The 12,931-nt window shown below is 37.5% G+C and carries 13 protein-coding genes; all 13 read right to left on the bottom strand.

Features of this window, described 5'->3' with window-relative positions:
- Positions 1–7: 7 nt before the first annotated feature.
- The 13 genes from sucC to smc all read right to left on the bottom strand — a co-directional run bounded on the left by sucC (position 8) and on the right by smc (position 12,930).
- On the bottom strand, positions 8–1,168 hold the full coding sequence (sucC, locus tag LRP84_RS01670) for an ADP-forming succinate--CoA ligase subunit beta (RefSeq protein WP_230573478.1): 1,161 nt from the start codon (positions 1,166–1,168) through the stop codon (positions 8–10).
- Between the two features lie 191 nt (positions 1,169–1,359).
- Positions 1,360–2,136: a ribonuclease HII gene (gene rnhB, locus LRP84_RS01665; RefSeq protein WP_230573477.1), complete on the bottom strand. Its 777-nt coding sequence runs from the start codon at positions 2,134–2,136 to the stop codon at positions 1,360–1,362.
- 303 nt (positions 2,137–2,439) lie between these two features.
- Positions 2,440–3,303, bottom strand: a complete 864-nt coding sequence (gene ylqF / locus LRP84_RS01660) for a ribosome biogenesis GTPase YlqF (RefSeq protein WP_154711794.1) — start codon at positions 3,301–3,303, stop codon at positions 2,440–2,442.
- A 22-nt stretch (positions 3,304–3,325) separates the two neighbouring features.
- Entirely contained in the window at positions 3,326–3,877 is a 552-nt protein-coding gene (gene lepB / locus LRP84_RS01655; RefSeq protein WP_230573476.1) for a signal peptidase I, read from the bottom strand.
- A 99-nt stretch (positions 3,878–3,976) separates the two neighbouring features.
- Complete coding sequence (rplS, locus tag LRP84_RS01650) at positions 3,977–4,321, bottom strand: 50S ribosomal protein L19 (RefSeq protein WP_098309676.1); 345 nt, start codon at positions 4,319–4,321, stop codon at positions 3,977–3,979.
- 142 nt (positions 4,322–4,463) lie between these two features.
- The gene (trmD, locus tag LRP84_RS01645) at positions 4,464–5,198 is read right to left on the bottom strand and encodes a tRNA (guanosine(37)-N1)-methyltransferase TrmD (RefSeq protein WP_230573475.1); all 735 of its coding nucleotides are present in this window, start codon (positions 5,196–5,198) and stop codon (positions 4,464–4,466) included.
- Positions 5,198–5,713: a ribosome maturation factor RimM gene (gene rimM / locus LRP84_RS01640; protein WP_230573474.1), complete on the bottom strand. Its 516-nt coding sequence runs from the start codon at positions 5,711–5,713 to the stop codon at positions 5,198–5,200. Before rimM ends, trmD begins: the two co-directional genes overlap by 1 nt.
- A gap of 121 nt (positions 5,714–5,834) precedes the next feature.
- Positions 5,835–6,062: a KH domain-containing protein gene (locus tag LRP84_RS01635; RefSeq protein WP_098309773.1), complete on the bottom strand. Its 228-nt coding sequence runs from the start codon at positions 6,060–6,062 to the stop codon at positions 5,835–5,837.
- Positions 6,063–6,076: 14 nt separating this feature from the next.
- Positions 6,077–6,349 (bottom strand): 30S ribosomal protein S16, encoded by a 273-nt coding sequence (gene rpsP / locus LRP84_RS01630; protein WP_090912726.1) that lies wholly within the window; start codon positions 6,347–6,349, stop codon positions 6,077–6,079.
- 101 nt (positions 6,350–6,450) lie between these two features.
- Positions 6,451–7,800 carry a signal recognition particle protein gene (gene ffh / locus LRP84_RS01625; protein ID WP_154711790.1) on the bottom strand — a complete coding sequence of 450 codons (1,350 nt, stop codon included), beginning with the start codon at positions 7,798–7,800 and terminating at the stop codon, positions 6,451–6,453.
- 12 nt (positions 7,801–7,812) lie between these two features.
- Positions 7,813–8,145 carry a putative DNA-binding protein gene (locus LRP84_RS01620; protein ID WP_230573473.1) on the bottom strand — a complete coding sequence of 111 codons (333 nt, stop codon included), beginning with the start codon at positions 8,143–8,145 and terminating at the stop codon, positions 7,813–7,815.
- Positions 8,146–8,343: 198 nt separating this feature from the next.
- Positions 8,344–9,345 carry a signal recognition particle-docking protein FtsY gene (ftsY, locus tag LRP84_RS01615; protein ID WP_230573472.1) on the bottom strand — a complete coding sequence of 334 codons (1,002 nt, stop codon included), beginning with the start codon at positions 9,343–9,345 and terminating at the stop codon, positions 8,344–8,346.
- A 15-nt stretch (positions 9,346–9,360) separates the two neighbouring features.
- Complete coding sequence (gene smc, locus LRP84_RS01610) at positions 9,361–12,930, bottom strand: chromosome segregation protein SMC (protein WP_230573471.1); 3,570 nt, start codon at positions 12,928–12,930, stop codon at positions 9,361–9,363.
- Position 12,931: the final 1 nt, after the last annotated feature.

Here is a 12,931-nt window from a genome sequence, read left to right as displayed (position 1 = left end):
CTTTCTATTAGCCTACTAGTGAAACAATTTTTTGTGCACCGTCTGCCATAGATTCTGCTGCAACAATATTTAAACCAGATTCATTTAAAATTTTCTTTCCTAACTCTACATTAGTACCTTCAAGACGAACAACAAGTGGTAATTCAAGGCCCACTTGTTTTGTTGCCTCGATAACACCTTCCGCAATTACATCACATTTCATAATTCCACCGAAAATGTTAACAAAAATACCTTTTACATTTTTGTCAGAAAGAATAATTTTGAAAGCTTCTGTAACTTTTTCAGCTGTAGCACCGCCACCAACATCTAAGAAGTTAGCCGGATCGCCGTTATAATGTTTAATAATATCCATCGTTGCCATCGCAAGTCCTGCACCATTTACCATACAACCAATATTTCCATCTAATGAAATATAGTTTAGGTCATATTTAGAAGCTTCCACTTCTTTTGGATCTTCCTCATCAAGATCACGAAGTTCTAAAATATCTTTATGACGATATAAAGCATTAGAATCGAAGTTTAATTTTGCATCTAACGCCATAACTTTTCCGTCACCTGTTGTAACAAGCGGGTTAATTTCTGCAATAGAGCAGTCTTTTTCAATAAACGCACGGTATAAGCCCATCATAAACTTAACAGCTTGTCCAACAAGCTGATTTGGAATATTGATATTAAATGCAATACGACGTGCTTGGAAGCCTTGCAAGCCTACCGCAGGATCAATATATTCTTTAAAGATTTTTTCTGGTGTTTTCTCTGCTACTTCTTCAATTTCTGTGCCGCCTTCTTCAGACGCCATTAACACAACTTGAGAAGTTGCACGATCTAATACAAGACCAATATAATATTCTTTTTTAATGTCGCATCCTTCTTCGATAAGTAAGCGCTTTACTTCTTTACCTTCAGGACCTGTTTGATGAGTTACAAGCGTTTTCCCTAAAATTTCCTCTGCATATGTACGAACTTCATCTAAGTTCTTTGCTACTTTTACACCACCGGCTTTGCCGCGTCCGCCAGCATGAATTTGTGCTTTTACTACACATACACTCGTTCCTAATTCTTTCGCTGCTTCTACAGCTTCTTCTACTGTAAAGGCAACCTTCCCGTTCGGAACGCTTACCCCATAGTTTCTAAGGACTTCTTTCCCCTGATACTCGTGGATATTCATGGTCCCATCCTCCCCTATTTTCCTATTTTACTCGAAAAGTTTTTTAATGTTTTTAAACACTACATTGTCATTGTATAAAATGATTGCCACGCTGTCTACAATAAAGTGTCAGAAAACTGAAATCGCTTTATTCTTTTTTGAAAATAGTAATGTTAATATACAAAAATAAAGAATAAGCTGTAGATTACAGCTTATTCTTTAATCATATCTTTAATTGGAGCAAACGTTTTTCGATGCTCATCTAACACACCATAAGTTTCAATCGCTTGTAAATGCTGTTTCGTTCCATAACCCATATGTTGCTCGAATCCATACTGCGGATATCGTTTTCCAAGCTCCTTCATCATGCGATCACGCGTTACTTTCGCAATTACAGATGCAGCCGAAATAGAAATGCTTTTCGCATCTCCTTTAATAATAGACGTTTGAAGGATTGAAGTCGGAAGTTCCATCGCATCAATTAGCAAATGCTCTGGTGTACAAGATAAATTTGCAACAGCATCCAGCATCGCTTGTTTCGTCGCTTGGTAAATATTTATTTCATCGATTACATTAGGTGGTATAATCCCAATCCCGATTGCTAATGCCTTCTCTTGAATTTCACCATAAAACCGCTCACGCTTCGCCTCACTCAGCTTTTTTGAATCATTTAAACCTGGTATATAGAAATCTTCTGGAAGCACAACAGCAGCAGCAACAACAGGCCCCGCTAACGGTCCTCTTCCCACTTCATCAATACCAGCAATAGATACAATCCCTCTTTGCCGGAGCGCATCTTCATAAATTGACATCTCAATAAATTTTTGTTTTTCTTTTTCTTTATCCCCTTGTTGTTTTTTCCATTTTGTAATGAGTCTTTGCACACCTTTTCGTTCGTCTGCTAATAACATAGCAAAACGTTCGTCGTCTTCTTGTACAATTTCTTGCAATAGCTCTTCTATTTCTTGAATTGTTTGTTTTTTAGACATACACAGTTCCTCCTCCAAATAAGAAAAGGCGTGCAAAAGCGCGCCTTTTTCTTTCCCGTTTAATATTATCTCTGTATTCAGAAGAACGAAAGACACCGGGCTTAAAATAACTACCAGTAAAAATTAAATGAATGAAACGAACCAACTAGAAATCTAGCTTTATCCCGCTATTCGCGGGCAGTAATATCCCCCCGCAAGATTCAGAGAGTGGCGAAGAAGATAAGCTGGAGATATAAGCCCGATTGGTGAGAGCTTTTCATCAGGGGGGAGATAAAGAAAATCCCCCCTGATGAAAATTTCACTTTATGCTTCTTCTATTATTTCTTCTGGTGTTTCAAATGTCATTTTTCCAAGTTTACCACCACGAAGCTCACGAAGAACAAGTTCTGATGTCTTGTCATAATCAACAAGTCCTCCACCCATTAAACAGCCTCTATTCTTTCCAATTGCATCAAATAGTTCCACAATATCTTCTGGGATGTCATTTAACTTATAACGCTCTTTCAAACGTTCTGGATACTGTTTCTCCATAAACCGAAGTGCATATACAGCCACATCTTGTAAATTTAAAATAGAATCTTTAATCGCACCAGTCGTCGCAAGACGAAGCCCAACCATTTCATCTTCAAATTTCGGCCACAAAATACCTGGCGTATCTAGTAATTCCATTTCTTTCCCTACTTTAATCCACTGCTGGGCCGTTGTTACACCTGGACGATCGCCTGTTTTCGCAATATTTTTCTTTGCTAATTTATTAATTAATGTTGATTTTCCAACGTTCGGAATACCAACAATTAAAGCGCGAATTGCTCGCGGTTTAATACCTTTTGCAATCATCTTATCAAACTTTTCTTTCACCAGTTCCTTACATGCTGCTGTAATTTCTTTCATACCTTGTCCAGCTTGCGCGTTAATAGAAATTGCTTTATGACCTTTTCCCTCAAAATACGCAATCCATTCCTTTGTTACACGATCATCTGCCATATCCGCTTTATTTAAAACGACAAGCCTTGGCTTATGCGTAATAATTTCATCAATCATCGGATTTCGTGATGATAATGGCAATCTTGCATCAACAAGTTCAATTACAACATCGATTAATTTTAACTTTTCTGTTACTTGCCGCCTTGCTTTGGCCATATGACCTGGAAACCATTGAATTACCATATTTCCACCTTCTTTTCTACGTTCATTTTACAATACGAGCATCTTTTAATGGCCAATATAACATATTAGCTTTCCCAATCACTTGGTCTATTGAAATTGTTCCAATTGTACGACTATCTTTACTAAAACGGCGATTGTCTCCTAATACAAATAATTCTCCTTCAGGAACCGTTGTCTTCCCTGTAATTTCTTCAAGCTTAAAATCATATGTTAGCGGACCTTCAGAAAGCTGCTTTTTTTCCTCATCTAAATACGGCTCTTCATACGGCTTTCCGTTAATATAGAGTGTGTCGTTTCGATATTCTACCTGATCACCCGGCAAACCAATGACACGTTTAATGTAATCTTTATCTTCCGTTGCTTGAAACACAATAATATCAAAGCGTTTTGGTTCGCTAATGTGGTACCCAATTTTGTTGACAATCATTCGATCACGATCATGAAGAGTTGGTGACATAGATACACCATCTACAAGAATCGGAGCAAAGAAAAACTGTCTAATAATCCAAGCTAAGACAACAGCGATTAAAATGGCTTTTATCCATTCCCAAAGCGTACTTTTTTGTTTCGTCATGCGGTTCCCCTCCACAATTATGTAAGCTGTTTGTATACGAGCAAAAATAAAGCTAGATTGGAAAAAGGGAGCTTGCAAATACAAGCTCCCATACATGTCTTATCGAATTTCTTTAATACGTGCTTTTTTACCGCGAAGGTTGCGTAAGTAGTATAACTTAGCACGACGTACTTTACCACGGCGAAGTACTTCGATTTTCGCGATTCTTGGCGTGTGAACTGGGAATGTACGTTCAACACCTACACCGTAAGAAATCTTACGAACTGTGAATGTTTCGCTAATTCCGCCACCACGACGTTTAATTACAACACCTTCAAAAATCTGAATTCTCTCACGAGTACCCTCTACTACTTTTACGTGTACGCGTAAAGTGTCACCAGGACGGAATGAAGGTAAATCAGTTTTTAATTGATTTTTTGTAATGTCTGCGATTAATTGTTGCATATTCAATTCTCTCCTTCCAAACAGATGCTCTTGCAAAGTCATTTCATAAATTACAGCGGAACACCGTTGTTAACGGCTACTCTCTATAAGTAGCACAAGTGTTATAATAGCATATTGCTCGTTCTGTTGCAATAGCATTTTTTTACTTCTCTTCTTTCAATTCCGCCAACCATTTTTCTTCTTGTTTTGATAAACTACGTTCCTCTAATAAATCAGGGCGGCGCATATACGTACGACGAAGTGATTCTTTATGGCGCCATTCTTCAATATATTTATGATTACCAGACGTAAGTACATCTGGTACTTTCATTCCACGAAAATCCGCTGGTCTTGTATAATGCGGGTGTTCGAGTAAGCCTGTACTAAATGAATCTTCTATTTGTGATTGTTGATTTCCTAGGACATTAGGCAATAGACGGACAACACTATCTGTAATAACCATAGATGCCAGTTCTCCGCCTGTTAATACATAATCTCCTATTGAAATTTCATCTGTTACAAGGTGCTCGCGAACACGCTCATCATACCCTTCATAATGACCACAAACAAAAATTATATGTTCTTCTTGCGCTAACTCTTCAGCTTTCTTTTGCGTAAAACGCTCTCCTTGCGGACACATTAACACAATACGCGGTTTACTCTCTGTTTCTTTCGTTAACTGTTCTACCGCATCAAAAATCGGCTGTGGTGTTAACACCATCCCTGCTCCCCCGCCATACGGGTAGTCATCGACACTATTATGTTTATTGGTTGAATAATCACGGAAGTTGACAACTCTTAGTTGCACAGCTTCCTTTTCTTGTGCTTTTTTTAATATAGAAGAACCAAAAACACCCGTAAACATTTCTGGAAACAATGTTAAAATATCAATTTTCATTACAGTAATCCTTCCATTACTTGAATTGTTACAAGCTTTTCATCAATGTTTACTTGTAAAACAACTTCCTCAATATATGGAATTAAAACATCTTGGCCTTTTGGTTGTTTGATGACCCAAACGTCGTTTGCGCCAGGAGAAAGAATTTCTTTAATCGTACCGATTGTTTCTCCGTCTTCTGTTACAACAGTACAACCAATAATTTCGTGATAATAATACTCTCCTTCAGCCAAGTCTCCAAGCTGCTCCTCTGGGACTTTTAATAAAGAGCCTTTCAATTGCTCTACTTCATTTACATTGTTATAACCTTCAAAAGTCAGTAAATCAAAAGATTTATGCTGACGATGAGAAGTTACCTTTACAGCTAGTGGCTCAGCCTCTTTCTCTTGCCATATGTATAATGTGTTTCCTATTTTATAGCGTTCTTCCGGAAAATCCGTCCGAGAGATTACACGTACCTCTCCTTTAACTCCGTGAGTATTTACAATTTTCCCTACATTAAACCATTTTGTCATAAACAGCACGTCACCCCTGTTTGTTATATGTCGTTAGCATCTCCATTCTCTATGCCGAAGATGCGATTTTATCTTAAAATGTTAAAAAAGGGTGAGGAACAGATCCTCGCCCTTTTTATACTTATTGAATTTCCAGCGTTACTTTCTCATTTTGATGATGTCCCGCTGCATATAAGATCGTTCGAATTGCTTTTGCAACTCGCCCTTGTTTCCCAATGACTTTACCCACATCCTCAGGATGTACGGTTAATCGATACTTCATCTCTCCGTTGTACAGTTCCTGTGTAACCTTTACATCTTCAGGATGATCCACAAGGGGTTTAACAATTGTTTCGATTAACCCTGCCATAGCCATTGTTCGAATTACTTACCTTGTTTAGATAAATGGAATTTCTCCATGATACCTTGTTTAGAGAACAGGTTACGAACTGTATCAGATGGTTTCGCACCGTTTCCTAACCATTTTAATGCTGCTTCTTCGTTGATTTTAACTTCAGCTGGTTGAGCAACTGGATTGTAAGTTCCGATTTCCTCGATGAAACGTCCGTCACGAGGAGAACGAGAATCTGCAACAACTACACGATAGAAAGGAGATTTTTTAGCTCCCATACGTTTTAAACGAATTTTAACTGCCATTTATAAAGCACCTCCGAATATATTTCACACAGATAATAATATTAGCAAAAAGAGTGACCCTTTGTAAAGTATAATTTCTTAACAGAGCCATCTTTTTTTCCTTACATAAATGGAAACTTCAAGCCACCTAGTCCTTTTTTCTTACCTTTTTGCATACCAGACATCGTTTTCATCATCTTTTTCATATCTTCAAATTGTTTCAAAAGACGATTGATCTCTTGTACAGTTGTACCGCTACCTTTAGCGATACGTTTCTTACGACTGGCGTTAATCATTTCCGGTTGTTCACGCTCTAATTTCGTCATTGAGCGGATAATCGCTTCAATGTGTCCAATTTGCTTTTCATCAACTTGAACATTTTTTAATCCTTTAATTTTCCCAGCACCAGGAAGCATATTAAGAAGTTCATCAAGTGGTCCCAATTGACGCACTTGTCCTAATTGCTCTAGAAAATCATCCAACGTAAAGGAAAGTGTACGCATTTTTTGCTCAAGTTCTCTTGCTTTTTCTTCATCTACTGTCGCCTGCGCCTTTTCAATTAACGTCAGAACATCACCCATACCTAAAATACGAGATGCCATACGTTCTGGATGAAATACCTCTAATGCATCTAATTTCTCACCCATACCAGCAAATTTAATCGGTGTGTTTGTAACAGCCTTAATAGATAGTGCTGCACCTCCGCGCGTATCACCATCTAATTTTGTTAACACGACACCTGTTAAACCAAGCTGTTCATGGAAACTTTGAGCCACATTTACCGCATCTTGTCCTGTCATTGCATCAACAACAAGGAAAATTTCATCCGGATTAGCTACTTCTTTAACTTGTGCTAATTCATCCATGAGCTCCTCATCAATATGCAGACGGCCTGCTGTATCAATAAGAACATAATCATGGTGATCTTCTTTAGCTTTCGCAATCGCTTGCTTTGCAATTTCAACAGGACTGACCTTGTCTCCTAAAGAGAAAACCGGCATATCCAATTGCTTACCGAGTGTTTCAAGCTGTTTAATTGCTGCTGGGCGATAAATATCAGCCGCGACCAACATCGGTTTACGATTATGCTTTTTACGAAGCAAATTCGCAAGCTTACCTGTTGTCGTCGTTTTACCTGCACCCTGCAAACCAACCATCATAATAACAGTTGGCGGACGGTTAGAGACAGCAATTTTACTCTGCTCCCCACCCATTAATTCTGTAAGTTCTTCCTGTACTACTTTAATAACTTGCTGTCCAGGTGTTAAACTTTGCATTACATCTTGTCCGACAGCACGTTCAGACACACGCTTAACAAAATCTTTTACTACTTTAAAGTTAACGTCTGCCTCTAAAAGAGCAAGACGAACTTCTCTCATCATTTCTTTTACGTCGGCTTCAGTTACTTTCCCTTTGCCGCGGATTTTTTGCATTGTCTGTTGAAGTCGGTCGGCTAATCCTTCAAATGCCATATTGCCGCCCTCCTAATCTAATTTTTCGATAGCTTCAACAACTTGTTTCACTTGTTCATCTACATGCTCTTCTTCGCTGATTAGCTGCTTTAACTTTGCAACAAGTTGCTGCCTTTCTTGAAACTTTTGAAGTAACAATAACTTTTCTTCATATTCTTCAAGCATCGCTTCTGTCCGTTTAATGTTATCATACACTGCTTGGCGGCTCACTTCAAATTCCTCTGCAATTTCACCAAGCGATAGATCATCAAGATAGTAAAGTGACATATAACTTCTTTGTTTTGGCGTTAACAACGAATGATAAAAATCTAATAAATAATTCATTCTCGTTGTTTTTTCGAGCATGTTGAATCACCCTTTGTTAAGTGAATTACCTTTACATGAATTAGTTTACATGGAGAGTAAAACTGTGTCAAGTTTTTTTCTTAACATCTTATTTAAATTTAAAAAGAAGAAGCGGCACGTACCGCCTCTTCTTTTTTTACCAGAAACATTTTCTACTTATAGTAGCAAATAAAGTCTATCACTAATGAAACCCTTGCTTTATTCTGCTTCTGTTTCTGTTTCTCTTTCTACAAAGTCTGCAAATAATCCATATACATATTGTTCTGGATTGAATTCTTGCAAGTCATCCATTTTTTCTCCAAGGCCGACAAACTTCACCGGTACATCCATCTCATTACGAATTGCTAATACGATTCCACCTTTAGCAGTTCCATCTAATTTCGTTAGTACAATACCTGTTACATTTGTCGCCTCGCGGAATGTCTTCGCTTGACTTAAACCATTTTGTCCTGTTGTTGCATCAATAACAAGTAGTACTTCATGAGGAGCGCCCGGAATTTCACGCTCAATTACTCGTTTTACTTTCTCTAACTCTTTCATTAAATTAACTTTGTTTTGCAAACGGCCTGCTGTATCGCATAACAATACATCAACTTTTCGTGATTTTGCAGCCTGAATTGCATCGTACATAACAGCTGCTGGATCCGAGCCTGATCCTTGTTTAATTACATCTACACCAACACGTTCTCCCCATACTTCTAGTTGTTCAATCGCACCAGCACGGAATGTATCGCCAGCTGCCAATAATACAGACTTGCCGTCTGCTTTAAATTTATGTGCCATTTTTCCAATCGTCGTTGTTTTCCCAACACCGTTTACCCCAACAAATAAAATAACTGTCAATGCGTTATCTTGTACATTTAACTCATTATTAAAGTTACCGTCTCCTTTGTAAATCTCAATTAGTTTTTCAGAGATAACAGCTTGTACTTCTCTTGGGTCCTGGATATTACGACGTTTCACTTCATCTCTTAATTGGTCAATTAATTCCATTACTGTGGACACACCCACATCCGCACCAATTAAAATTTCTTCTAACTCTTCGAAGAAATCTTCGTCAACTTTACGATAACGATATACTAAGTCATTTACCTTTTCAGCAAAAGAATTTCTCGTTTTCTCTAAACCTTGTTTAAACTTCTCAGTTACCGTATCTGTTTGTTTTGAAATTTTTTCTTTTAAATTTTTAAAAAAGCTCATTCTTTCCCATCCTCTCTATTCATTTGTCACAACTTCTGCTCCGTCATCTAAACGAACAGATACAAGTTTGGAAACGCCAGATTCCTGCATCGTTACACCATATAGTACATCTGATTCTTCCATTGTTCCTTTTCGGTGTGTAATGACTATAAATTGTGTTTCATCACTAAACTTTCTCAAGTACTGCGCAAAACGAGCAACGTTCGCTTCATCCAGCGCTGCTTCAACCTCATCAAGTACACAAAACGGTACAGGACGAACTTTTAAAATACTAAACAGCAATGCAATTGCTGTTAATGCTCGTTCTCCTCCAGAAAGAAGACCTAAGTTTTGCAATTTCTTTCCTGGTGGCTGTGCAACAATATCAATTCCTGTATTTAATAAATCTTGCGGGTTTGTCATAACTAAATCCGCGCGCCCTCCGCCAAATAATTCACTAAACACAAACTGGAATTCTGTACGAATTGCTTGGAATGTATAAGAAAAGCGTTTTTTCATTTCCTCATCCATCTCGTCAATTACTTGATGCAGTGTTGTTTTCGCCTCTTCCAAATCATCACGCTGCTCTAATAAGAACGTATGACGCTCAGATACGCGCTCGTATTCATCAATTGAACCTAAGTTAACTGTCCCAAGTTCTTCAATGGATAATTTAATTAATTTCACCTTTTTACGAGCTTCATCACCAGACATTGTCATCGTATACTTTTGTTTCGCTGCTTCAAAAGAAATGGTATACGTTTCTTGTAAGTGCTGCAAGCGGTTTTCTAGCTCCACGTCTAAACGATTTATTTTTACTTCTTCATCTTTTAATACATCAAGCAAGTATTTATGCTGACGTTTCGCTTCTTTTACTTCTAAATCTAAATGTTCTAGTCGCCCTTGTAAATCAAGACGTTGTTCACGGCGAGAGCTAATTAATTCAACAGTTTGATTTCGATCGTGGGTTTTCTTTTGAATCATACTTGTAATTTGCTCTTCACCACTGGAATTCGATGTCATTTCTTGTTTCAAGAATGCTAAATCTTCTTTTGTCTTTATAAGATTCTTTTTCGTCTCATTTTGTTCTTTCGTGAGGCGGTCTACTGTCTCTTGTTGATTTGATAATCGTTGTTGCTTTTCGGCTGCTTGCACTTTTAACTCCGTAATTTCTATCTGCACTTTTTCTTTCGAAGAATGTTGCTCACTCTTTTGCTTTGTTAATTCTTTAATTGTTGTATCAAGCTGCATAATTTTTTCTTGCAGCTCTGTAAGCGTTTCTTCTAGCTCTGTTTTCCGCCCTTGTATTTTCACTTGATCTTGCAAAAATCCTTCTAGCTCTAAATCATAAATAGATAAGCGTTCATTAATGCGATGCTCTTCTAGTTCTAACTGATTAATCTCTTCTTTACATGTTTGTTCATCTACACGCTTTTCATCGACGCTTTGTCGAAGTTCTTTCATCTGCACTTCTTTTTCTTGTATTTCTTGTTTCAGCTCTTTGACATAGTTTTCTAGCTTCGCCGTCTTTTCTTCCATATCTGTCAACTTTTCGTTCCACTCTTCTAACTCACGTTGACGTCCTAATAAAGATGAATTCGTTTGCTTCACAGCACCACCCGTCATTGAACCCCCTGGATTTACAAGATCGCCTTCTAATGTAACAATACGATAACGATATTGTAGCTGCTTTGCTAATTCATTCGCTCCTTTTAAATCATGTGCAACAATTACCGTACCTAATAAATTTGTAATAACATTTTCATATTTATTATTGTACTGCACAAGCTCTGAAGCTACTCCTATAAATGATGAGTGCTGGTTTACAATCCGAAGCTGCTCTGTCCTAAGTGTTCTCCCTTTAATTACACTTTGCGGTAAAAAGGTCGCACGTCCATGGCGATTTTGCTTTAAAAATGCAATTGCTCGGCGCGCATGTTCTTCTGTTTGTACAACAACATGCTGCATTGCTGCCCCAAGCGCAATTTCCATCGCCACTTCATATTTTTTCGGTACAGTAAGAAGTTCTGCAACTGCACCTTCAATACCATGCAACTGGCTATCACGTGCCTTTAATACTTCACGGACGCCTTGATAAAATCCTGAATAATCTTCTTGCATTTCTTCAAGCATTTCTTTACGAGAACGCGCTTGCTGAAGGTATTGATATGCTTGATACAATTTGCTCTCATTTTCACTATATTGTTCTTTACATTTTCCAAGTGCAATGTCCGTTTGCTTCATATTTGACAGCAGATTTGTAATTTTCTCTTTTATATGTTCATATTTTTCAACGAATGTTGATTTTTTCTGTGCAATTTCTATGCGCATCTGCACATATTTTTCATTTTCTTCGTCAAGACGCTGGTTTTTGAAATCTCTTTGTTTAAATTGTTCCTCTAACATAGAAAGTTCATTTCGATAACTTGCCTGTTGATTTAAAAGTTCAATATAATCACCTTTTAAATACTCAATTTGCTCATCTAAATTTTGTACATATGTAGACAATAATCTTTCATTATCATGCAGTTTCTGTTCTAACTCTTTCACATGATTTGCTAATTTCATTAATTCGTCTGTTCCTTGCGCAACACTTCCCTCATATGAAGAAACTTTGTCTGTTAATTCATGAATGAGTGCTTCTAACTGTGCACAATGTGTTGTTGCATTGTGCTTTCTTTCTTTCAGCAGCTCGCGTTGTCCTTCTAATTTTTCAAGTTCTTTACTAGAAAGAAGAAGAACCTCTTGCAAAGATTGAACAGATTCGTCAATGGCTTGTACATTTCCACGCACTTCTTCTAAATCCGCTTCATTTTTTTGAAGATGTGCTGATAATTTCACTTCTTCATCTTTGTTATGTTTAAATTGTTCGCGAAGCGCTTCCCATTTTTCATGTAACTCTTCAATTTCATACACAATTAATGCCGCTTCAACTTTTTCTAATTCTTCTTTTTTCTCAAGATAGTCTTTTGCAATAGAAGCTTGTCTTTCGAGAGGTTCAACTTGAGCACTCAATTCATGAATAATATCTTCTACACGATTTAAATTTTCTTGCGTCTCCGCTAATTTTCCTTCCGCTTTCTTTTTACGGATTTTATATTTCAGCACACCAGCTGCTTCTTCAAAAATACTACGGCGATCTTCCGCTTTACTACTTAAAATCTCTTCTACTTTCCCCTGACTGATAATAGAAAATGCTTCACGTCCCATACCTGAGTCCATGAATAAATCTACAATATCTTTTAAACGACAAGGTTGTTTATTAATAAGAAAATCACTATCTCCTGAACGATATACTCGTCTCGTTACACTTATTTCGTTATATTCAATCGGCAGACGCTGATCCTCATTATTTAATGTTAATGTTACCTCAGCAACATTCAACGCCTTACGTGTATCACTACCCGAAAAAATAATATCTTCCATTTTCGCACCGCGCAGCGACTTTACGGATTGCTCACCAAGTACCCAACGAATGGCATCTGTAATGTTACTTTTTCCGCTTCCATTTGGACCTACTACAGACGTTACACCTGGTACAAAGTCAATCGATACACGTTCTGCAAAAGATTTAAATCCTGCTATCTCTAACCGTTTTAAAAACACG

The organism is Bacillus rhizoplanae (assembly GCF_917563915.1).
Taxonomy (GTDB): Bacteria; Bacillota; Bacilli; order Bacillales; family Bacillaceae_G; genus Bacillus_A; species Bacillus_A rhizoplanae.
The sequence above is the reverse complement of the archived record's forward strand: the minus strand, read 5'-3'. Positions and strand labels throughout refer to the sequence as shown.